General features: G+C 35.7%; 17 protein-coding genes and 1 pseudogene. 3 read left to right on the plus strand and 15 right to left on the minus strand.

Going from position 1 to position 25,005, the window contains the following annotated elements:
- Positions 1-399 precede the first annotated feature (399 nt).
- Positions 400-1,878: an Lsa family ABC-F type ribosomal protection protein gene (locus V6W81_RS24095; protein ID WP_338540613.1), complete on the plus strand. Its 1,479-nt coding sequence runs from the start codon at positions 400-402 to the stop codon at positions 1,876-1,878.
- Between the two features lie 249 nt (positions 1,879-2,127).
- On the opposite strand, the gene V6W81_RS24100 is transcribed toward V6W81_RS24095, so the two are convergent.
- From V6W81_RS24100 to V6W81_RS24140, 9 genes are all read right to left on the minus strand, one after another.
- Positions 2,128-3,978 carry a hypothetical protein gene (locus tag V6W81_RS24100; protein ID WP_338540614.1) on the minus strand — a complete coding sequence of 617 codons (1,851 nt, stop codon included), beginning with the start codon at positions 3,976-3,978 and terminating at the stop codon, positions 2,128-2,130.
- A 232-nt stretch (positions 3,979-4,210) separates the two neighbouring features.
- Entirely contained in the window at positions 4,211-5,500 is a 1,290-nt protein-coding gene (locus tag V6W81_RS24105; protein WP_338540615.1) for a cyclic GMP-AMP synthase DncV-like nucleotidyltransferase, read from the minus strand.
- Positions 5,501-5,514: 14 nt separating this feature from the next.
- Positions 5,515-6,588, minus strand: a complete 1,074-nt coding sequence (locus V6W81_RS24110; protein ID WP_338540616.1) for an SAVED domain-containing protein — start codon at positions 6,586-6,588, stop codon at positions 5,515-5,517.
- A 464-nt stretch (positions 6,589-7,052) separates the two neighbouring features.
- Complete coding sequence (locus V6W81_RS24115) at positions 7,053-9,032, minus strand: TniQ family protein (RefSeq protein ID WP_338540617.1); 1,980 nt, start codon at positions 9,030-9,032, stop codon at positions 7,053-7,055.
- 61 nt (positions 9,033-9,093) lie between these two features.
- Positions 9,094-10,521: a TniQ family protein gene (locus V6W81_RS24120; protein WP_338540618.1), complete on the minus strand. Its 1,428-nt coding sequence runs from the start codon at positions 10,519-10,521 to the stop codon at positions 9,094-9,096.
- Positions 10,522-10,572: 51 nt separating this feature from the next.
- Positions 10,573-11,511, minus strand: a complete 939-nt coding sequence (locus V6W81_RS24125; protein ID WP_338540619.1) for a TniB family NTP-binding protein — start codon at positions 11,509-11,511, stop codon at positions 10,573-10,575.
- Positions 11,508-13,583, minus strand: coding sequence for a Mu transposase C-terminal domain-containing protein (locus V6W81_RS24130; RefSeq protein ID WP_338540621.1), 2,076 nt, complete (start codon positions 13,581-13,583; stop codon positions 11,508-11,510). Before V6W81_RS24130 ends, V6W81_RS24125 begins: the two co-directional genes overlap by 4 nt.
- Complete coding sequence (locus V6W81_RS24135) at positions 13,580-14,344, minus strand: hypothetical protein (protein ID WP_338540622.1); 765 nt, start codon at positions 14,342-14,344, stop codon at positions 13,580-13,582. Before V6W81_RS24135 ends, V6W81_RS24130 begins: the two co-directional genes overlap by 4 nt.
- A gap of 204 nt (positions 14,345-14,548) precedes the next feature.
- On the minus strand, positions 14,549-15,364 hold the full coding sequence (locus V6W81_RS24140; RefSeq protein WP_338540624.1) for a hypothetical protein: 816 nt from the start codon (positions 15,362-15,364) through the stop codon (positions 14,549-14,551).
- A gap of 204 nt (positions 15,365-15,568) precedes the next feature.
- On the opposite strand from V6W81_RS24140, the gene V6W81_RS24145 reads away from it, so the two are divergent.
- The gene (locus V6W81_RS24145) at positions 15,569-15,910 is read left to right on the plus strand and encodes a hypothetical protein (RefSeq protein ID WP_338540625.1); all 342 of its coding nucleotides are present in this window, start codon (positions 15,569-15,571) and stop codon (positions 15,908-15,910) included.
- A gap of 1,157 nt (positions 15,911-17,067) precedes the next feature.
- Here V6W81_RS24145 and V6W81_RS24150 read toward each other — a convergent pair.
- The gene (locus V6W81_RS24150; RefSeq protein WP_338540626.1) at positions 17,068-17,481 is read right to left on the minus strand and encodes a hypothetical protein; all 414 of its coding nucleotides are present in this window, start codon (positions 17,479-17,481) and stop codon (positions 17,068-17,070) included.
- The gene (locus V6W81_RS24155) at positions 17,468-19,324 is read right to left on the minus strand and encodes a DEAD/DEAH box helicase (RefSeq protein WP_338540627.1); all 1,857 of its coding nucleotides are present in this window, start codon (positions 19,322-19,324) and stop codon (positions 17,468-17,470) included. The genes V6W81_RS24150 and V6W81_RS24155 overlap by 14 nt, the downstream gene beginning before the upstream one ends.
- A gap of 252 nt (positions 19,325-19,576) precedes the next feature.
- Between V6W81_RS24155 and V6W81_RS24160 the strand changes: the two genes are divergently transcribed.
- Positions 19,577-20,026 (plus strand): DMT family transporter, encoded by a 450-nt coding sequence (locus tag V6W81_RS24160; RefSeq protein WP_338540628.1) that lies wholly within the window; start codon positions 19,577-19,579, stop codon positions 20,024-20,026.
- A gap of 379 nt (positions 20,027-20,405) precedes the next feature.
- Here the strand turns inward: V6W81_RS24160 and V6W81_RS24165 are convergent.
- The 4 genes and pseudogenes from V6W81_RS24165 to V6W81_RS24180 all read right to left on the minus strand — a co-directional run.
- Positions 20,406-20,762: pseudogene (locus V6W81_RS24165) on the minus strand (NAD(P)H-dependent flavin oxidoreductase); the annotation flags it as partial.
- A gap of 269 nt (positions 20,763-21,031) precedes the next feature.
- On the minus strand, positions 21,032-22,255 hold the full coding sequence (locus V6W81_RS24170; protein ID WP_338540629.1) for a cytochrome P450 family protein: 1,224 nt from the start codon (positions 22,253-22,255) through the stop codon (positions 21,032-21,034).
- Between the two features lie 326 nt (positions 22,256-22,581).
- The gene (locus tag V6W81_RS24175; protein ID WP_338540630.1) at positions 22,582-22,791 is read right to left on the minus strand and encodes a hypothetical protein; all 210 of its coding nucleotides are present in this window, start codon (positions 22,789-22,791) and stop codon (positions 22,582-22,584) included.
- 665 nt (positions 22,792-23,456) lie between these two features.
- Positions 23,457-24,986, minus strand: a complete 1,530-nt coding sequence (locus V6W81_RS24180) for a DUF5597 domain-containing protein (protein ID WP_338540632.1) — start codon at positions 24,984-24,986, stop codon at positions 23,457-23,459.
- Positions 24,987-25,005 lie beyond the last annotated feature (19 nt).

The raw sequence follows: 25,005 nt of genomic DNA on the forward strand, positions 1-25,005 counted from the left end.
GGTGATGACTGAATTAGAAATCGTGGATGTTTATGTGAACCTGTCAACAAACATCAACACTGGCATGGTTCACAACATAACTAATCAGAATCCGGCACTTTATCCTCCTACTATATAGAGTTACTTGGCACTAAATCCTAGTCGCTAGGTTACTTCACCGTATAATTAGGTTGATGTTACGCAAAAAGGCACCGGAGAATGGGGCTTTTTTGTGTTTTTCATCTAAGGATATCCGGAAGTTTTGACTAACCTAAACTTCTCAAACATTAGATAAAGTCATTCATTTCAGAGACAATCTGAAATTCTGATTATGTTCAAATGTAAAAGTGAAGCAATCCATGTCATGGTAGCTACTCTGCCGGACTAACTTTTATATTTCACATAAAAAGGATGATCTTTATGTCGTTAATTAATGTTACTAACCTTACCTTCGCCTATGATGGCAGTTACGATAATATATTTGAACATGTAAGCTTTCAGCTAGACACCGATTGGAAATTAGGATTTACCGGCAGGAACGGGAGAGGCAAAACAACTTTTCTGCAATTGCTGCTTGGTAAATATGAGTACAGTGGACAGATCTCAGCGCAGGTTGACTTTGAATACTTCCCTTTCCAAGTAAAGGATAAGAGCATGATGACCCTTGATGTCGTCGAGGACATTTATCCTGAGTATCTACATTGGCAGCTCGCGCGTGAGCTTAACCTGTTGAAAGTATCGGAAGATATTCTATATCGGCCTTTCGATTCCTTATCTCAGGGGGAACAGACCAAAGTCATGCTTGCAGCCTTGTTCCTGAAGGATAATCAATTTCTGCTTATCGATGAGCCCACTAATCATCTGGATCTGCATGCGCGGAAAATCGTGAGTGAGTATCTTCGCAATAAAAGTGGGTTTATCTTGGTATCTCACGATCGATCTTTTCTGGATCACTGTGTAGATCATATCCTGTCCATCAACAAGACGAACATCGAGATTCAAAAGGGGAATTTCTCCGCCTGGTGGGAGAACAAAAGAAGACAAGATCAGTTCGAACTCGCCAGTAATGAGAAACTAATGAAGGATATCAAGCGTTTATCCGACTCAGCCAAACGGACGGGTGGATGGTCGCATGAAGTGGAAAAGAGCAAGAATGGTACCAGAAATTCCGGTTCCAAAGTAGATAAAGGATATATCGGACACAAGGCTGCCAAAATGATGAAACGTTCCAAAAACATCGAACAGAGACAGCAATCTGCCATCCAAGAAAAGTCTAAACTACTCAAGAATCTGGAAAGCGCAGAACGATTACAGATTCATCAGCTCGATTTTCACAAGAATGAACTGGTCGAATTAGAGAATGTAACGATCACATATGACTCTAACCCCGTGTGTACCGATGTAAGCTTTACGATTGAAAGAGGAGATCGCATTGCCCTTTACGGAAAAAATGGATCGGGTAAATCAAGCCTGCTTAAATTGATCTATGGTGAAGATATTCCGTATACAGGTCTTTGTCGCAAAGATCCTCAGCTCAAAATTTCCTATGTGTCGCAGGATACATCCGATCTCAGTGGCAATTTATCTGAGTATGCGTTTAATCAAGGAATTGATGAGAGCCTGTTTAAATCCATTCTGAGAAAACTCGATTTTTCCAGACTACAATTGGAGAAGGATATTTCTAGCTTTAGCGCCGGGCAGAAAAAGAAAGTACTCATTGCCAAAAGTCTAAGTGAGCAAGCGCACCTGCATATCTGGGATGAACCACTCAACTTCGTGGATGTTATATCGCGTATGCAAATTGAAGATTTGCTGTTGGAGTTTGAGCCAACGCTTCTCTTTGTCGAGCACGACAGTGAGTTCTGCGCCAATATTGCAACGAAAATCATTAATCTATGAGCTATAGTTAGCAAACGGAATGGAAAAATAAGCACAAGAAAAGCCGCCACTAGGCGGCTTTTTGATCTTTAATATCGAAAACACATTAAGTACATATAAAATGTCTGTGGGTTATATCATGAAATGAGACTAATATTACGTGAAAATGACGTGCTTTTATATCATCATTTGGAATTTTTTATATCGTAGTACAAGATAAACATATCTCTTCTATACTATAGAATGAGATATTCCCTGACTAAACAATATTCATAACATATCCTTGATTTTATCACGTGCACGGCTAACTAAGATTACATCTGGAGAAGTGCGAGACAGTTTGGCCTCAATTCTCCTTAGTACTGTCTCCACCTCACCATTCTTTGATCCAATATATTCTGCCATCCTTCCTAGTTGCTTTGTAATAAAACCAGCAAAGGGTACAGTAGCATTAGTTAGTTCAATTATAGAATCAAGAGTAACGCCCCTCACATCCCATACGTCTAATCTTTTTTGTTTTTTTTCGAAGTGTTTCACACTCGCATTAAACCTTGCTATTGTCTCGGTTATTTGATCTTTGGTCTGGTTATGAGACAATCTCATAATTAAATTTCGCAATTTTTCTATCTCATTTCCTTCAAATGCCTCTGCTATTTCAAGTACTGGAACATGTTTAGATATAGTAAGTATTCCATCAGTAATTATATTAGGAGATGTAGCTATTTCAAAATTCCAACCTCTGTTTACACCAGAATATAGATATGCTAAATTCTCTTCATTTCTTGCTAATGGCCCTACTGGGCAAAGAACCGCGTTATTCGCTGCAGCCCACTCAATTGAATACGCTGATTCCATTATTTCAAATTCGTAATCATTACCTGTCAGAGATTTAATTGTATTATGAATAAGAGGCCCTAGACCTGTTACATATGTTCCCAATGCTCCATTCATAGCAAGTAATTCATACATATGACTCCATGAATTCGACAAACCTAGTGCTAAGCTTTCAACCCATTTATATCCAGTACCATTTTCGTATATATTCCGACTGCTCGCTAATTCTAAAAGGGAAGATAGGAATTCTCTCTTTTCCTCAGTATTGAGAGGAAGAAACGTAAAGGGATTTCTTATCCTTTGATTTCTCAATGTATTACATGCTAATTCTCTACTGAGCATTATACTTTTTGGATTTACAGCAATAGCCTTCTCTAAAAAAACCTTTTTGTAATAATTAATAGAATCAGGCAGAATCAACTTTACTCTATTCATTTCAATTAGCCTGAGTAGATCAGCTTCATTAACACCCAACTCACTGAAAAACTTCTCATGAATCCATTCTTGAGGAATTATCAGATTTATTTCTTTAAACAGTGTTAAGTAATTTCTTATATCATTCGCTTCTCCCGAACTTCCATTTACAAGACAAGCGGATTGATTGTAATTCTGTTTAATAAGTTCATCTGAATCACTCCAAAATAATTTTTCTTTACTTTGTAACCATTTCTCCTCATCTTCTTCCCACTTACTAAATAATTCTTTAGAAAAATTTAATGTTGAATGTTTTCTGACAGCAAGTGTTATACCTTCAATACTTGTATTAGCTAACTGAAGTTCATTTTGAAGGTGTTCTCGCTGAGTGAAATAAACCTCTGTTTCATAACCACATAATTTCGATATATGTTGTTTAACTACTTCACACTCATTAGCCGAGAGAGCCTCAATACTCATAACTTTCCACTTTTCAGTTCTATGATCATAATCTACCCACATTGAAGAAAGATCTTTCGGTAAATTTAATGCTAGTTGGATATTGAAATCATTCATAGTTAAAGGATTACCAACTAAATTAATTATATCTTTTTGAGATCGCTCATTAATTTTTTGAGCTAGATTAGGTAACTTAGTAACTAATTTAATAGGACAACCCATAACTCTAATTTCTCGGTCAAAAGTTTTAATGATATCAGTATACTCACTTTTCATTGGAACAGTATTAAGATTATCACATAGAATATAATACCAGCTTTGCTGTTTATATAACCCTTTCACTACTAATTGAGGTTGCTGCAATTGGAGACGTTCATAACTATACAATGCATATTTTTCTATGAATTCTTTCATAATCCTCATCCTCCTTTGATTTAAGACAAATTAAGATCGAAGGAAATATTTAAACAAATATTTCATTTAACAATAATTATAAGACAACATGATTGTAATTCTCCTCTTCATTTATACAAAAAAAGCTGCTAGTAGCAGCTCTCAGTTTGTTAGATTTACGGAATATTCATTTTTTCTCCAGCAGTTTATAAAAAAATCTAAGCGTAGATATACTGTGATATATGTGCACCATTTATTTAATTTGAATCCTTACTTCGTTTTCACAAACAACACTACCATTACGGTACACACGACAAATCATCCTATGACCACCTCTGTATGCGGTGTTCTCTGTTACGCTGACTCCTTCAGATACATGCCCTAGATCATCCAGTTCAACACATTCATCACCGTTATTTCTTACTTCCCACTCAATTCTTGAAAAATCAAATATATTGGGCTTGGCAGTAAAGCGTATACTCTTCCCTTTCGGAATAGGACCTAACACTTCATTAAGAGGTATATATTGACCTGGATGCCATTCTACCATCGCTACAATGGTTACAGAGTAGTTTCCATACATTCTTTTTGATAGTATAGTCCGATTTTCAGCAGACTCTGTAATAAGTTCACCCCAATAATTATGATTGAAAAATTCTTTCCATGCATTTAAAGCTTCCTTTTCAGTACATACAGTTTTAAACAACACATCAAGCTTACTTATGTAACTTTTTAAACGAGTATACAGATTTTTGACTTTCTGATGGTCTTTTGCATTAAACAACAGGCTTGTTTCATTGTTAGTTGGATTATATACTTCTTTGTTTTCTTCAAGTCGATCTCGTATTTTTGTGATTGTGTAGTAGAAGGTCTCATCAATTCTATCTTTAGACTCTATACACTCTTCAACAAGTACAGATTGAATCAATCCACCTGGCATTGACCAACCACTTTTTGATTTACAAAACATTTTTAGTAATCGAACAACAATACGAACATTCCCGTTATTATCTTTGTTACTCTTATTGAACCAGTTTGTAATTACTTCTGGATCACGGTTCCGCCATTCACTTCCACAGTGTTCATACACATTATTTCCATCTTCATCCTCTGATTTACGGTACATTGCAAAGTCAATGTGGTATCCACTCGCGTATTCAATACGAACGCAATTAGTCTTCGCCTCTGGTTCAGTTTTAAACCTTTTACATTTTCTTTTTAGTGCATCAACTATAATATTTTTTGCTGCTGTCGTTCCGCCAGGAAGATCATCTTTGTTAAAAATAATAGCTACATCAATATCATATTCATTTTCCTCATTTTGTACGATTGTACTCATAGCCATACTACCCTGAACTTTATGATTAGTTAGCTTATAATCTGAATTGTTATCTGTATTATATTCAGTTAAACCAGATTCCAACCTCTCTATATTTAGGTTTTTCTTTTCCCTTAAATTCGTTTGTTCAGCGGCAGAGAGCACGACATGATCATCATAGAATTCTTTAAATTTTGAGCTAGCATTATACATACTTGTGGACATAGAAGTTCCCCTTTCTAAGATTGTACGTATTTGCCTTGCTGATCTCCATTAATAATTATCCCCCATGGATATTTCGGCTCAGATTGTGTGTTGTATTGATAGCTAATAACCATAGGAATACGTGTGTCCTCAATCAATTGACCAAGCTCAAATGCAAAGCAGCTTTGAGATGAAATAATAAGATGAATTTTATTTAGATGCGAAATTTTCTCATTTGCATCTATCAATAAATCATATGTAGTCTTCACATATGATTTCAACTGTTCTTTGTATTTAATTATATTATCATCTGGATTAGTTACAGATAGAAAAACGTGGGGACAAGTAAACTGAGCTAATTGATCGTTGTTGATTGAAGCTGTTATGCTAATTGCAATAGCAATTTCATTACAGTTTGCTGATCGTAGACGAGAAATGGCATCATTTTGAACTAGTGTTAATCTTGGAAATCTCTTCTTTGAGGTAAGTCTGTAGTAAACTTGTTGAAACTTATTGTACTCGAAATACTCATTCATGACTGAACGATTGAAGAACTTTCCCGCCAACAAAACAAACGGAATTGCTGCAATCCCAGTATATCCCCGTTTTTTATCTTTGCTTTCTTGTTTAAACACTTCGACTTTGTACTTTATTTCTTGAATGATTTCACTGGCTACCTTACTACTCATCTTTCTATTATACAAACGGACAAAATCAACCTCCTTTTCTTTGAACTGAAAAGGATTCAACCCTACCTCTTTATGATGATTGTCAATTCTACGATCATGGGACATACCATTTAGATTTAAAATATACATCTTGTTTTTACTATGTAACATGAGAAATAATCCTAACGCCAATAAAATAAATCCGGATATTAATTGGGCATAATTCGTACCTACATCTTTGTGGCTCAGAAAAGCAAATATTTTATCATCTAATGTACCGAATGAAGTTGCAATAACCTCAGCTGCAAACATGATGATAACATATGCGATACCTTCCTCATGTTGATGATTCTTAAAGTGTCTTACCACGAAAATGATGCCTATAATGAGTAAAACTGCCATTACACCTACAGTGATCATAGTCCTCGTACTTATAGTCAAATAATCCCTCCTTTCTAACTCTCTCGATTATATCACTAACCCGTTAACATAGCTCTTTGAGGAGCCAAATTAAATGAAGGGGTTTACGCAATACTCTGTTAAAAAGTATCCTCAAGAGGAATTTAAATCTTTATAAATTTACACTCCTTAAACTTGATATAAATGAATTGTGTCCTTGTCGGTGAACGAACATTAGCAGTAGCTAATTGAAACGTGTGAACTACACCATCACATGAAACTAAATTTAGTTAGTTAGCGCTATCTATAACATATTATATGATAGTAATGTGTAATCTTATTTTCGTTTGTGATTATACTTAAATTTGATTAAGTATAATCACAAACAAATCATTATTTTTTAAAGCAATACACAAGCACCCTTCTAAAATTAACACGGATTATCCTATGTTTATTTTTAAAGGGTGCTTCTCCTATCAGATGTATTGTGTGGACATTGATATTAATCATAGCACTTTCATATCTAGTAACAGTTCATTATAGTAATTACACAATTCAGTACCTCTATCTAAAGCATTAATTTTCAACCCCAACATTTCCCTCAATTGAACTTTTGTAATCGCCATTTGTTTTCCCTTCATATATTCAATTGTTTCTTTGAGTCTTTCTTTATTGCTCTCTGATACTAATTGCCTTATCTCTTCACGCGACTTTTCCACTTCCTTTAAAACCCAATAATATAAATCAGGACAGTTCTTTCTTGACCACTTAACACTTACTCCAAGCTTCTCTAACACATCGATTGTGTGAAGAGGTTTTTTCTCTATTGCTTTTAGTGTGACAAATTGCTGAGCCAATTCCTTTAATTTTGCTGTCTTTTCCTTTCTAGTTCTCTCCTTAAATAATTCTATTTCCTTTTCAATTGAATTATTTATACCAGATAAGAGCATTGTATGCTTAGAAATATCATATTGAGCCATAAATTCTTTTTTTGAGCACATTTTATTTTGTTCGTGACAATCTTTTAAATATCTAGACAATAATAAATGCAAATCACTCCATTTGTTAGCTCCTCTTAATATTTTGGGTGCATTGAATAAAAGTTGCTGAACTACTTTTTGATTAAGATAACAAACAAATTCTTGCATACTCCAACCAAACAATTTTGTGGCTTCTTTATACAAATCAGATGTGGATCTTAATCCCAATGCCAATAAAACTTTGAATTTCTGCAATAGATCTTCAGTCTCTGGTACACAAATCTCCTGAAAATTAATTGTAGACGAAGGTAAAAGATTATAAGCATGAATATATCCAATAATCTCATTCTCTTTTAGAGTTTCGATATTTTTTTGTTCGTATATATCAGAGATTATTTTCTTTACGAGTGCTGTTTTCTTACCTATTTCTTTCCATTTTTCAGTTTTTTTATGATATCCATACTTTATAAAACACCCTGAACAATAATGAGCACCATTGTATTGTTTTCGATTTGCAATTATACGACACATCTTCTTACTGCAATTTCTAAATTCACACCAGGGCGTTTCACAATTTCCAGGATATTTTTTTTCATGAAATGAGACGAATGATTCAAAATATTCTCTACTAATTTTTGTGTCCCTAAACTGTTTTATTGATATTCCACTATTAGTAAAAAATCGAATTACACTCCCTAAGTAAGATTTCTCTCTCATACCTTCATTTCCGATAAACTCTTTTAAAAAGTGTATAATACGTGGATGAAAAATTTTATTATTAGAAACATTATATTTCTCTCGATTACTTTGAGACAAAAATAACATTTTCAAACATACTGTCTGCTCAATTGTCAGGTTAAACTGGGCTGAAGTAATGGGAGTAATTATTGATAATAAAGATTCCCAAATATGATATAGCTCGCTCATTTTATGCAAATATATTTCGTCTAATACACCAACATCATCATTTATTGTGAGAGGATACTTACATGAAAAACATTTGAAATCTTGCAAATGCTTACCGAGATAAGGCTGTTTTGCTCCACACTCACTACAACTGCAATTGAGTTTACATCTATGAATAGGACATATTTCTATACTTTTGATCTGCCATATTAATTTATAAATATTATTTAACTCCAAACAATGGGAGCAATACTTTCTTTTTTGGTTATCGTAATAATACACTGCAAATCTGTCTACAATTTTCTTCAACTCTTTTGGATCTGAATGACTTGTAGTTCCCAAAACTATTGGATGTAGCGTGTGACTGAACAGTTCGTTACTGCTCATTTGAGTCAGTTTACTTAGTAAGTGAATATCAATTAACCCGTATGGGTCATTGTCTAAATATTTATAGTTAGTAGACATTACAAAATTTTGAGTTTTAACTTTTTGAATAATCGCCCTGTATGTTGTTTCATTACACTTTGCTAAGCGATATAAATAGCTTGTAAGCGACTCATGCTCCGCAATTTTGGGTCTAATTCTAAAGTAGCCCTCCAAATTTCTCCCTCCCATTAGTCCCCCACTTTAGAAATCTATAAACTAAACTTTCAGATATGTATCACTCTTGTGGAGATACATATCTTTGGTAGAATAACTCCCTCATCACAATTGGATGATATCGATGTAAAAGATATTGATTATAGCTTTCCCATATTGTCCAAAAGCGGATATCAGAAAGCTGGCTCCCTTCTCTTAATGCAGACACAAATTTTTGTAGCAACAAAAAATGAATTTCGTCTTGTTTTTGAATGACTGTATTCCTTTTTATTATTTGACGCACATTAAAATAAGCACATACTCTTCTAATTCGCTCCCTACTCATTAAGAAGCACTCTTTTTTTTCTGGCCAAGTCATACTTGATATATCATATCTATTTATAACATCGTATGCAGCGATAAAGCTGGTTCGTTCAACTAAAGCTCGATCTTCATTGAATGCATACTCACAGAAGCATTCTCTACAGACCAGGTAATGTGATAACCTCTCACCTGCTTTTCTAGTATGTTTCGAGCTTGTTGGGGTGAGGCTATTAGATTTTCCCTTTTCTTTACACCATGGAGCTTCACACGTAAACTCCCGAGTCCATTGAATCGAGTTTGCCTTTAACAACGATTCTACAAATGTCAGCGGTAACTTCATATTGTGCAGACTGATTATATCCATGTTTTTGTCATGTAATATCTTCATAATGAATAGAAGTCTAATATTATTATGGGCGACTATGGTGTTTCTTGCGTATTGCAGCAAATGAGTTACGCTATATCCAAAAATAGAACTTTTAACTACTTTTGCATCATAGAATGGCTGGAACTCATTCATGATGAACAATAGCTTTTGGGCGAGGCTTTGCACTTCAAAACAAAGTTTTTTTTCTGTAAGTTGAATCCAATTAGTCTGTAAAGAATACTGATATACTTTATAATCTTTCTCCTCTTCCGTGCAGCTACTGTAGGAATCACTTAATAAGTGATTACAATGTGGACAAAAGTGCATAGAACTGACTAGGTGGTAGCCTATCTTTTGCCTACAATGACCACATACGTTATTGAGCTTCTGATTGTGTTTCAGACAATGATGAACCCCTTCTATTTTCCAGACGAGATTATAGCAATTATTTTCTTGCAAACAACGCGAACAAAAATGGAGGTTTTCTCGGATCATATTATTCATGAATCGAGCCTTCTCTCCATTTTGAGAGTATCCAAATGCTGTTAAGACGTTTGTAAACGTACTTTTGTAAATCTCTTCTCGACTAATCCCAGTAAGTTGAATTAATTTCTTCAAATCGAATACACTTTCAGGATAAAAATCAACTCTTCGGATATCTCCTTTGTGGAGTAAATACTTTTCATTCTTCCTAAACATGTTCATCAGCAACATCACAGAAATCCCATTGTTCAATGCAGTTCTTAAAAGATAACTAAATAAAGACTCTCCCTCACAGAAAAAAGTTCTGGAGGGAAGTGCTTGGTAACCTTTATTCATCACGATTTCTCCTTCTAGGGAATAATAATATTATTCCCTAGAAGGCACATATTAATACCCTTTTTCTAACATTGATGTAAATTCGTCTCTAGGTAGGTCACCATTTATATTCTGGTATGCTTGTTTTAGCACATCTAATGTTTCTGAAGTGAAAGTCACTTCCTTATCAACTCCGTCAAATACGCCGAGTAGACTATACATTTCTTGAAGTATTGGAGTTAGAATTCCCAATAATCCGAAACTCATTGAATGTAAAAGCTGTGGTAGCTTAGTCATGGGATCACCTAAACCTATAGAATAATTGAGGGCTAAACTTTCTTCCATTCTTTCGAGTAGTCGACACCACTCCTCATCACACTGTTCAAATCGATTAATGTACATTTTCGGATATCTTCGATAATTCTGAAAGTTAATTTTAAGTAAATCTTCAGCTTCAGGTGTCCCTGCGAGAACCAAAGTGATATTAGCTTTGTTAGCTATTTTTTTTATTGCATTCATAGCTGCTTTATACGTAACATTTGAGCTCAGGATGTAGTCCAATTCATCTAAAATAAGCACCTCAACTTTTTGTTCTCTTAGCAAATGAAAAGCTTGACGCTGGGCATCACCAATAGATATCCTTTGCGGCAATTCTGGAAAGCCCAAAGCATGAGATATATGTTGGTAGAGTTCCTTAATTGTAAACGGATCTGGTAATTCCACATATACCACTGGCATAGTATCCACTTCGGTAGATTTGTCTGCACTTAATTCGGTAATTCCCTTGTTGAGTTCCTCATACCTAAGTAATCCTTGAGATTTACCAACCCCCGAGGGACCGATAACTGATATATGGCGCTTACCATAATTCGTTGCGCCTTCTTTATACTTATTTTGTGTTCTTATGGAATCGAGTACATGCCACACTTGTTCAATTTTAGGATAAGATACATTGAGGTTTGCTACTCTATAAGCTAGTGAGTGTTCTACCCGTTCTTTTTCATCTATCATTTTGTTACCTCCCTTTCAGATAGTATTGCTTTAGCACCCAGTAGTAGATCATCCAAATCAAATTCGTCAGACAACTTTTTACTTGGTAGAGATATCTCTACTTTCCCACTCATTCTTTCGTTCATTTTCCGTGCAGTCATTTTAGTCTTAAATGAATTTGCAATTACTTCTTGTAATTCTTCTTTACATTTTTGAATCAGTTGATCATTCAATCGTTCACTTCGTTTTATTTTTCCTTTTTCACGAAGAATATCCTTGATTTTTTTCCAAGTGTAGCGGTTTAAGCCATCTAATACTTCTGGTGATGGAGAAGAAGCAAAAACCTCTATAAACTCCTTAGACTCTGGCAATTGGATATAAATGTGTGACAAATCATCATCATCATATTTCACTTTATACTTTACTTCTCTTGAATTAATTAAGTGGCTTAATTTTTCATCTCTATAGTGAATATGATCCTTGGTTACGCCATCCTTCCGAGTGTATGGTTTTAATTCTGAAGGCAATAATTCAATGTGATAATATTCTTTCAGTTGAGGGTCGATGAAGTATGGATTCCCAAAACTCTCAACACCTTCTTGAAATTTTAGAAAGGGAACATTGCAGTCTTCAGATAATCCACGATGAGTTTCAAAATGATAGATATCTACAATATATTTGACAATAATACTTTCCAATTCTTTTAGAGTGAGCTTTGCTTCTTTAACAGGATCTCGTTCACCTCTATCAACTATGTTAGATCCCGTCGATCCTGGGAGATTATGAATTAGTTTCGTATTCATTGACCCCATAAGTCTTTCAATAACCCCACCATAGTGAGGGGTTCTTCTTGGCCGATATCGAACCTCAGATTCTAATGTTTCATTAATCATTCGCTTGACACTAACACTTGTAAAATCAGAACCGTTATCCAAGTAAATAACCGAAGGAATTCCGAAGATCCCCCATTCATTAGACGTTCCAAAGTTCGCTATCGATTCCTTTGGGAATAAACCATGTTCAATTGCCTTACGAACCTTGTTAGCTGATGGTGCATCAAAGGATAAATGCATACACCATATCATTCTTGTATGAACATCGATTCCAAGCGTAATTACAGGTCTGCCGATAGCTAAACCCGTTTGTTCATCAATTACAACAATATCCAATTCTGTGTGATCAATTTGAACGATGTGGAGCGGGTAAAGTGCAGCCGTTTCTGAGTAACCACGTTGGGTTGTAGTGTATGATTCCATCCCTTTCCTGCCATCCCTAAAAATCGCCAAAGTTTTCGGACTTAACTGCTTTAATAGAGAACGGACAGAAATTTCTGGAATAACCTTTAGACCCTTTTTAGTGCATTCTGACTCTATAGTACGAAATATGGAGCTTGGCTTTAGTCGTTTTGTATTAAGAAATTTTTTCTCTATGGCTTCCTTAATGATTGCCTGATGCTCTACTCCATATTTTGTGTAGATCATATCTACCACAACATCAGGATGCTTTGGGCTGTAAATCTCAATAGCTGATGTGTCTTTTCTCTGTATATAATCTACATCAGTAGCTTTAACAAAACATTCTAATGCCATTGGTGTACCTTGTTTCATTCCATCTCGATATGCCTTTAGATACCTCATCAATGTTGCTCTAGCTACTTTTTTCCCTTGGTTTTTACTGTTTTCTATTATCCTTGATATAAGTTCTTCTTGGGGTAATTTTGAAATATCTTCATTTTTATTTAAATAAACTTTGTCGTATTTATTTGAAAATTCATATATAGCTCTCACATCATTCTGTTTTATCTTAGAAAGAAGCAATATTGGACGAATTATTTCGTATTTCCAAGACACTTCTTCCCTTTTATCTTTAGGTAATTTTTCAAGAATCGATTCATATTTTTTCTTTTCAGCCTGAGCAAGTAATTTTCCACCCCTAAAAGTCGGATCTGAAATGAGTTTTTCAAGACTATAATTAAAAGTTTCATGGTCTCCTTCAGAACGCTGTAGCACAACATAACTTCCCTTAATAGAAATGAGCTTATGTTTTCTTCCCATGAAACTGATTTCTTCATCTACATTCAGGGTAATTTTCATTGTTCTATACCAAATGCTGATTGGCATATTTTATTTAAAGAGTAATCCGTTGCATTTCCTTTCAGATCTATTTCGGAATGTCGTGATATGGGTATAGTTATGTTAGTGTTAACCTCTCCTGTGGCAATTAAATGAAACAAAAAAGGTTTAATATCTACAGAAGTATATGGAGGAAAACAATGGGATAAATCCTCTATTGAAAGTGGACCATTCAACGTTAGGTTAAACATTACATCCTTCCTGATTATTGAATATAGTTTCCTTTCTCGAAGATACCCTTGAAGTTTTTGAATGTTACTTAACACTATTTTAGGTAATTGCTTCGGATAAATAATGTGATACTTCCAGTTCTTTAAATTTGCCATTTTTTCGCAATGGCTGTTGCAAGTATTGAATATTTCCCCAGAATAATCTGGTGATTCTTTAATCTGATATAATATCGGTTGGTATCCAGCTCGAAATACAAGTACATCAGGAACATGTGGCCAATACTTTCTTTCCCCTCCTTTGGTGGTATATGCAATAGGAACCTCGATAGGTTGGACATAGTAACGAACTATGAATACATCAACTTCTAAATAATAGTAAAAAAGACATTCGTTCAGTGAATGATACTCCACGGTACGTTTCATCTTTCTGCTATAAAAGCTTCCTATGATATGAGGCCTTTGCCAACTAATTTTGTTATCGACTCGGCGCTTGGGTAAAAATTCCTGATCTTCGTTGATCCAATTATAGTTTTCCCATAGTAAAGAACCCACAATGAAATCCTCCTTCTACAAATCAGGTATTGTGCTGTATCACTTTCGTTATTGCGCACCCCAAATCAAGGAAAAAAACGACACTGCTCTTCCTCTGCAGTGTCGTCTTGTTGTTAATGTTATATGTTGTTTCAGTTTACTTTCTAGGCTTAAAATTTGTAATATATTGAAAAATAAAACTTACTTTAATCATATCTAAATAACTTACAAATGTCGACTTATTCGAGAAAAATAATCCATTTTTCTTTTATTATATTCATGTTTCTTATCTTCATTCTGGATCTCAATCAAGATGTATCTGATGGAGATTTCTTTAATTTTTCGAAATTTATCAATATCGGTTTTATTAAAATAACCTTTCGCAGCGAATTCAAGAATCCTATCGTAATTTATAGTCCCAGAGCGGATTAAAGTAGATATATCTAAATGTTTTAGAAGAGTGACAGCATGTATTTGCGGTTGTAACCGAACAACACTTAAACTCCCAGAAGGTAGCTGAATTTTTCGCTCCCGTTCTCCCCACTCTTTTAAAGCACCTCCCCTAAGGAGTGCCCATTGTTTTTCCAATTGGTCGTATTTCCTCTTTAATGCTCTCCATCTACTTACCAAATCTACTATACCCTCTTCTAAAGGAATGGCCATATCATTATTTAATTCTTTAAGTATGAGAGACTGTGTTTTCTTTGGCCAATAACGAACATAGCCTTCTCGTTTAGTAGCTACTACCTCCAGCTTCTGTTGCTCTTCGGTGGATAACTTCGCCCAAGAGATATTTACTACATAGGGGAGTAAGCCTAAACAGTACAAAAAATCAAATAATGCAACTCTATCTTCTTCATAGAAATGGACTCTAGAAAAATATCCAACAACCCCTTGTTTTCTCCATACAATACGCTCTAGCCCTACTGTCTCCTGATACTCCATTATTTTATTTCGTAGATGAGACAACTCATTCTCTAGCTGTTTCATCTCAAAATACTGCTGATTTTTTATGAACAACTGGAGCCTTTCCACATACATTTATTTATCCCCCTCTGACGATAATCTCTTCCTACTAACTACATTTATTTACAATTCGATATTTATTATTCAATATATATTTATTTATTCTTTTATCGATATCCGGGGAATATATCTTAAGTTATCGGGTAAAACTTTCAATGCATATTAAACATATATATAAGAGAATTAGTGTACTAGTGTTTTTAAAGGAGGAAGAGAATAATGTATTTTTCAATTATTGACAACAAAGAATACTGGGTTGTATTGAGGGATGGGGTTGTTGAAAAAATGATCCTGGAGCTTCCTTCTGAAAAATTAGCAGATGAAGTTGCATTTCAACTTCAGATGGCATGGAATGATGGGGAATCATGGGGAAAAACTAAAATGAGAAAATGGTTTGATCCTGAGGAATATCAACTAGAAATAAGTAAATCTATTAAAAACCTTATGAATAGAGGTGAATATGAAAATAATAAATACAACGAGGAATTGGAACAGAAGTTGAAGTACGATGAGATGAAAGTACGCCAACAAGTTTTACGTCTAAAAACTCCTAACAGCTAAGTAGATTAAATTACCATAGAGAAATTGAATCAGTATAAATCCATGATTTAACTAAACGTAAGTATTAATTACGGTGAAGACAAAGTACCAACAATTAAAGTTCATTGGTTGGCACTTTGTTTTTAAGTCGCATAGTTTATCGCTTAATAAAATCATCTATCTACATAGGTTTGAGTCCCCATCACCTCCAAAAGAAAGGTATTGGCGAAGATATCGTTCCTTCCGCTATGACTCTTAGTTGAGAAAATTTGGATCTCATTTATTCTATGTAATCACCCGTGCCTTAACTACACAGATTTAATTAGAGTTCTTATCTTGCAAACGATATAAAATATCTTCAAGTGTTTCTATTAAACCACTACGTTTCGGGGCATGATTATCAACAACTTGGCGTTTTATGAAGCCAGACATTTTATTAAATATTGTAATAACCCCAACAATTAACAAAGAAACAAGGAGGATAACAAGAAATATAAATATATTCAACATAACTTTCGGGTAGATCATACTCGAAATAAAGTAAGGTGAGTGACCATTTAGGTTAAAATATGTATACATCTGAAAACACAATTGAGTTAGGTTCGGGATTGATATTGCAAGTATAATACTTGGTGCTATGAAGGGAGGTATCTTCCTTCGTTCATTATCATTATGAAAATCTAATATTAACTTCTCAATTTTCCATCTCTGATGCATACCATGTTCCAATAAATATTCCGTAATCATAGTGATTCGTATATCAGAGAGATGTTCACTCCAGTTGTGTGGACTTGAATTAATTGAATGCTGACTCTTAAGTATTTTCATTGCTTTTATGTCGAACAATCTATTTAATTTCGAAAACACAAAAAAACTAATAATTGTGAAGAACCACATTAAAATACTATTTATAAAATGTGTTCTAAAAGAGCTAATAGTTACTACACAAACTAATATCGCATTAAAAAATACAGCTATCAAAAAAAATATGCGATACCATCGCATATGTCTAAATATGAGCGCTTGTGTTGATGCATTTTCTTTATAATACTCAAATAGTTTTTCTCTCATTTAAAAATCCCCTCAACCGAAAAAGTTCATTTTTGTGTGTAAACCTAACAACACAAAAAGGCCACTAAAACAAAGCAGCCCTTTTATGCTATTCATCATCAGGTTCATTAACTACCCATTTGTGATTGTACTTGTCTAATGTCTTCCATAGATAGAAGATCTCCAATATTAATGTTTACTATTTTCGCCATTTCATAAATATTGGTAATCAGTTTACTTCTTTCTTCTTTTCTTGACCAAAGAAGAGTACGTTTCTTACTTTGAATCTGTACAATTTCTTGAAGAATATTATCTATATCATAACTATATTGGTATTCGTACTTCAATTTTTTGTCAGAAAAATACTCCGTATCATAAAAAAATACACTACACTCTATAAGGCCAAATCTTTTTGACATCCGTATTTCGGAGTACCCCTCCTCATAAATATTTGAGGCTAATTCAATTGGCGTAATTCCTGAATTCATATCAAAGACAATTAATTCCTCTACTATTTTGTTTAACTCATTAAGATATTCCATTCAGAATCCTCTCCACTTCTGCTCTCAACTCATCCTCCAAATAAGCCTGAGCATTAATTAAATCTTCAATTTCCATTATGTCTCTTCCTGCAAAACGTTTTTTTATCTTAGTATTCATAAAAATAACGAGCACACCATCATTTTTAGTACTTGGTTTAACATAACTCGGTAGGAATTTACCCATTTTTCTAAAGAGTTGATTGTCTTTTGCCTCAATCCCACTCTTCTCAAGGGCCACAATTGCAGTTAATTGAACCTTTTCAGTAAGAAGTTTTCGAATCATTTTTCGGCGTTCCAGAGGTCTTTTCTCATTATACAGATGGGTGAACTCATCTGTTTTGGCTCGCATATTTTTCCGTGTTAGATTTGCTAAAGTTTCTTCAATAATTTCATCATCAAGACCTATTTCTTGTAACTGTTTTCGTTTAGTTTCTTTTTCTTCATCAATCGAATTTTTTGCTTTTTCAAACTCGACTTGAAAATTGATTATATGACTAAAAGAATCAATTGATTCAGAGGTATTTCCACCCAACCTTACTTCGCCGTAAATCGTTTCCCTATGATCAAAATCATAATCAGTAGGTTCAATCTCTCTAACCTTTCTGTACTTTCCTATATCCTCAAGTTCTTGCTTAAAATAACTCCACAATTCCTCTAATCCTAATTCTTCATGATATATTACCAGAGCATTATTGTCGATTTCATATTTTGTAATTTCCTCATCTGGAATAGCTCGTAAAACACGACCAATCACTTGTGCGAATCTGTTCAGACTCTTGTACGGCCTAAACAAAGCTGCGACAGTTAAATATTTATGATCATATCCTTCACCCATCATATCTACGTTTACAACTACATCAACTTTATGGTGCTCAATCTCTTTGAACTTGCGATCCTGTTCCTCAGGAGCTTGTTTACTATGGATGAGAACGACCTCTAATCCCTCATCTCTATATAGTTCCTCTACACGTTGAGCGTGTTTGATACTACACGCGGATGCCATAATTTTGTGAGGCACCTGAGGAGAAAGCCCCTTTAGAATATTTAGTTCTTCTATACTTCTTCTGATAATCTCTAAAGAACATGAATCAGACATAGCAACTGATTTTTGAACCCACGCGCTATCCCTAAGTTGCTTAGCTTCATCTAAAGACAGAATGGTTCCATCTGCTAAATAAAAATTAATGTCCTCAGATTGAACTGTTTTGTTACGCAACCATTTTACATAACGTTTTTCCATAACCTCTGACAATTTCGTTTCATGTATTCTTTTCCCTGGTACAATTACCCCATCACCACGATAAGGTGTACCTGTTACATGCAAAATTTTTGCATCTGGAAAGTATTCAATTGCTCTTTTCCAAGATTCTGCAGCTGCATGGTGCGCTTCATCAACTATTATCATATCAAAATGATTGGGAGTAACACGGCTCAGTAAACCATTAGTCGAATTAATTCTCTGAACGTTAGTATAAATAATGTCTGCACTGTTTAGTTCACTGTCTAATACGTCATTTTCAAAAGAGATAAGCGTGGGGTTATCCTCAATATTGAATAATACATTAGAGTTGATCCAAAAGTTTTCATCTAAGGTTTCAATAGTTTTGGCTATACTTTTCTTCGTTACATGTCCAGGCGTTATAATCAATACTCTACTCTTACAAATTCCAAATGGGGCGATAGCAATCAGACCACTTTTTCCGGTGCCAGTCGGGAGTACAACTAAAGCTTCTTCATTGGCACCATTACTAAAATGCGCCTGAATTTTCAAGTAGGCCTCCAGTTGTGGCTGTCTGAGATTAATATTACCTTCAATGAAGTATGGCGTATCCATAAAATACATTTCTAATCACATCCTATTTCATGTTGTTAGCCCTCAGCCATCTATATGTAAAATAAAACTTCTATGATATTCCAATTCTATATTAATAGTCCAAAAGGCTCAATAGATTAGTTTCAATAATTTTACCCGAAGTAGGGCGAATGGCTACTCCCGGAATAAACTAATCTCAATTGGAGTATTGCTCGTGGGTTCGATATTTGCATCAAATGTCATCTCTCAGGGAATTCTCTCCTTAACGTGGCAAGGTACAACTTGGGGTTATTGGCTGCTTCAACCTTTGCTTTATTTATTTTCCTTAGTGGTTCTGTTGCAAAAGAGACTTCACCAATTTTAAAAAGCGCTCTGCTTTCTACTGGCGCCGTTATTACGGTCTTTGTCGTTTTCCCTCCAATCTTCTTATTCAATCTGGATGTAATGGCAGGTATAGCTCTTTACGGATTAGTGCTTGGTTTTTTTGGAGTATTGCTCCCTCCACTTTTGTACTCTATAGGTATGCCGCATATCGGCTCAGGTACGGGTACTATTATGACTGCATCCGAACTTCCCATGGCCGTTATCATGTCATCACTTGTACTAGAGAGAGTTTTAAGCTGGTTTCAATGGACGGGTGTTTTCATTATTTTAAGTGGCATTGCATTTAGCAATTTAAGAAACCGAAGAACACGTCAACAAACTAATTGGCAGGATTACACTCAAAATTAGCATTCTAACAGTTCGAAATTTTTAATTAATTTTCTCTATCACTCTCGCTATATGAATCTAATAATAGATCATACGTAAAGAGTCCTTCTAGGCTCCATCTGAACTTTTCTGGTGCTTTCACTAACCACTTAGGACTGACAGTACTTCTTTCTACTTCACCTATATAGGCATCAAAACTAATATAAATTTGCATGAAGCTAAATGCTGTGAGCTGGGAATAAAAAAAATAATGGGCTTACCAAGTCCGATAGGATGACACGCCCATACGGTTGTAATCACCTCCATTACCTGATTTGTGCTGGTTATTACTTCGCACAACATTTTACTCAGGAGAAATAGCAATATGAATTTACGAAATGAAGGCTAAAAATGGATCTTATCACTCTGTTGTCCCCCATTTTCCACGTATGCTCTCTGCCTCTTTAACCATTCTGTCTATTAAGTGGGAGACAGTTGGAATATCGCGGATCATGCCGGTCACTTGGCCTGCCCAGCCGAAGCCTTCTTCTTTGTGACCATCATAAATCCATCGCTTATTAGCTTCGCCACTTATACTGTCTTTCAGCGCATCATAGATAGGTGTCGCACGTTCAATAGCGAGTATGTTATCACTGTAACTGCTGCGTAATACCCTGCCAGGGGAGCCGATAGAACGTTTGATCACAGCCGTATCTGACTTTGAACTTGCTACTAGAGCCATCTTATAAGATGTGGATGCATCAACACATTCCTGGGTTCCTTCCAGAATTATTATTATTCAAGATGTTATCAATTTTTTCAAAATAGGGGTTTCGGAAAAACGGAATGTACTTCTCCATTGAGTGCTTTTGAACTAACTTATGGATATGAACATATTCAACATTTTAAGAAAAAAGAGCCTATAATCCAAGGCTCTTTCCTAACATCAAGCAAACTTCACATACAATAATTAAGATTGTAGGATATTGCATTTTCATAGGATGTAATTAACTATCTACTGTTTCTCTTCAAACTAGAAATTCATCTTTAAAAAGTAATTGGTAACGTCTTAAGGCCACGGATAATCATACCTGATCTCCATTCTAATAGATCAATCTTCGTATTCAATTTCATCTCAGGGAGTTTCTGGAGAAGTGAAATTATAGCAATTTCACCTTCAAGTCTTGCAAGGGGGGCACCAAGACAATAATGGACACCTTTACCAAAAGAAATGTGGTCATTAACTTTACGCGTAATATCAAATGTATCAGGTTCCTCAAACTTTTTGGCATCTCGATTCGCAGAAGCCACAGCAACAAACATCATATCACCTTGACGTATCTGATGACCGTCCAGTTCAACATTTGATGTTGCCCAACGAACATTACTTACTTCTACAGGACCATTGAATCGTAGAATTTCTTCGACGGTAGCCTGAATTAAATTAGGTTCTTCTACTAATAGCCTTTTTTGCTCTGGATGCTCTAGAAGAGCTAACAATCCATTGCCGATCAAGTTCACTGTTGTCTCGTGACCAGCTATAATCAGAACAAACACGAGTGCATAAAGTTCTTGTTCTGTAAGCTTGTCTCCTGCCTCTTCCACATTGATAAGATCACTGATAAGATCATCTTTAAGCTCTTGTCTACGTTCGGCGATAAAGCCTTGCAGGTAGTCAACAAAAGCCTTCATGACCAGGTCACTTTCCTGACTCATCTGAGGGTTGCTGACGCTTTCCATAATTGTATTCGACCACAATTGAAATTTATCTTGATCTTCTATTGGAACACCTAACATTTCACAGATAACAATTAGCGGCAGAGGAAAAGCATATTCTTCGATTAGATCGATTTCACGTTTGCCCGATACAAGTATCTTGTCTAACAATTCATCACTAATTTCCTCAATTCTTCCACGTAACCTTTCAATCATACGTGGTGTGAAAGCCTTCTGAATTAATCGCCGTAGACGTCGGTGATCTTCTGGGCTCACGCTCAGTAGATTTTGCGAGATAATCTCCATATGTGGAGCTTGTTCCCCGGCTTGTCCTTGGAGAGGATGGCTCGTGACAAAGCGTCCATCTTGTAGGATATTTACGGCATCCTCATAGCGTGATACCATCCACGCATAATGCCCACCCGGCAATAAAAAACGATGAATCGGTTCATCCGCACGTAGCTTCTCGTATACTGGAAAAGGGTGCTGAATAAAGGAACGATCCAAAAAATCAACTTTAGAACCTGAGAGATTTGAATTTTCGTTTTTAGACATTAATACTCCTCCTCAGCAATTTTGATCACATTGAAATCATTAAAAATCCAACTACAAATACATGCAATTTATCAATTATCTTTCAGTGGTTTATCTAGCAACCTCTTTTTAGAGTATAGTCCTCTTGTTTCCTATATACTGGTATGATTGTTATAAAAATTGTATGAAATTATGTTAGTTTAAACTCCTAATATTAGATTCGAACAAGTTTTCTTTATTTCCAGTAACGGTAGGTTGGGTGGCATACATTTGTTTATATTTAGATCTAAAAAGCAGCTGAACAAAGGATATTTTCTCCATGTCCAACTGCTTTTTTTGTTGATATTTTATGAACCAAAATGAAGCTGGAGCTTGGCGTACATGTCATCTAATGTAAACCGAGGATTTATAGAATGATACCATCGGATTAACCGCTCATTCTGGTTATGCACATATCGCATGTCATTCGTAATTCTTGGAGCAGGTTTCATTTCATAGCCGTATTCGTGATCATCCAGTAAGACGCTGACCGCTGGAGAATCTCCCAAACTCCACATTTCACCTTTGGGCCACCCTAGTGACTCACCCATCTGAAAATTGAAGTCCACAATTGCTGATATAAATATGCCCCTACTTTGCCATGCGGTTTCACTCTGACGGCAAGTTCCGCGATACTAACTCAAATATTCACGTAAACATTATTAGGGATAAGCCATAGTGGAATATTTGAATTGAAAATGATATTGGCCGCATTAATATCATTGCATAAATTGAACTCGAATATTCGATCAGGCCATTGCCCTTCACCAATCCATACTGCAGTCAATCTGTCGGCAATTGCTGGTTCCTGCAAATATGCCGCTGCAAAGTCAGTGATCGGATCAAGGAATATAACCTAGAGCGACTTCGGATCATCTGATAGGGCTCTTTCTGAACCCTTAAAGACAGAACCTTCCCGAGTCAGATCCATAAGTTCCAATACGTTGATCACTTCATCATAGCTTTCCTGCATCGAAGTGGACGTTCTGAGTTCTCCAAAATGAGCTGCAAGCCTTTAATATGGAATCTTGGGTCAGCAATGCATGAACAATTGCAAATTAATCATCAGCTTCTTTCTTAGCATCAGTATTAATTATTAAACGGATTTATTTACTCTCAGGAATATCAAACAGATGTTTCATCACAGATCAAGCCTCCATTCACAACATAACTTACAATGTACTTAGTGTAGCTCCACTCGGAGCGCAGATGGGCGACTCCCAATGGAGAAGCCGTAAGCTGCTTCGTCTCCATTCAACACGCGTCCACGAACCCACTCGTCTTGCACGAAAGTCCCTTCCTCAATACGAACATACTCTGAATTGTAGTCCCCTTCTTTAGGGAGAAATTCTACCGAAAAACCGATACCTACTACAAAAAATTCGTTATCATTGGCCTCGATGACGAGTCCCCCTGATAAGGGTTTACCATCTTTTTTGAGCTTATAAGTGACTTTTAAATTGTATTTGGAGAACGACAGTATACAGCCTGGCTCATTATTCTGGAAGAAACCTGTCATTTTCCCCGTTCCACGGTTCTTCTGTATGACTCCTAGCATATTACTAAGCAACTTATAACTCTGTGCAAGGTAGGAACCTGTTCCGGTTGCATCAAATGCGGAAAAATCTATATTGAGACTTATTAACACGCTAGGATCATAATCCGAATCTTCTTTAGGCGGAGCTAAGAAGTCCTCGATGCCAAATGGGGAATAACACAAAGCATTATACTTTCCAAAAGCATAAAAGACTTTCGCCACAGATGCCACGTCTCTTCTAGCTTCGGGAATAAATAACGGATTTTCGTTCCCAGACGTATATTCCTCACAAACCTCTGTAAAATTCTCAACATATATATCCGGCGCATAAAGACAGATTGACGGAGCCGTTGCTTTCCAGATCGGTATCACCTTTGCAATCGGCCCACCACTTGGATAGGATCCCGGATTCCACGGAAATTGTTCAAGCCAGGCATTCACAAACACAGGTAACGGGTACTCTTCAATTCCGTTACTTGCGATCAATTCAACTGCCTGAGCGTAATGGTAAGCCATAAAATATTCTTCTGCGTCGTAACCAAAAGCTTCTTTCCACGTTCCTTCTTTTCCAAAAATGGCTCCTACTTCATCAGGAATGAGAAGGTTGAACCGTTCATTTGCAGCATCTGAATAGTCACGATCACTACCAAGAAACCCTATTTCATTCTCCATTTGAACCATAATCACAGTATGATGATCACTGTCCACTTTTTTCAGATGGCTCATGAATTGCCTAAAAGCATTGGCATCCGCTTTAATAGCTTCTTCGCATAACGGCGAAATCGTATCTGAAGTCGTTTGATTACGATAGGCTGTTCGGAAATATGTTTCCTTATTTCTCTTCACCCAAGCAGGGACATAGGATGAAACTCCATTTTTCCACAACCCAAACCATAAGAGTACCAAGCGAACGTTTTCTTCGCGTGCCTGTTCGATAATTCCCTCCACTAGCTCAAAATCGAATTCGCCAGGATTCGGTTCGACAAGTTCCCAGTAGACCGGAGCAATTACCGTATTCAAGTGTAATCCTCTTAGGTTTGGCCACACGTTATCTCTCATATAGTCCAGGTCGGATGCACTGGAATTATGAATCTCACCTGCTAAGGCTATATAGGGCTTATTGTCAACATAAAGGTTAAATACTCCGTCTTCTTTTTTTAAGTAAGGCAATGTCATGATGCAAACTCTCCTGTCA

The organism is Paenibacillus tundrae, from assembly GCF_036884255.1.
Taxonomy (GTDB): Bacteria; Bacillota; Bacilli; order Paenibacillales; family Paenibacillaceae; genus Paenibacillus.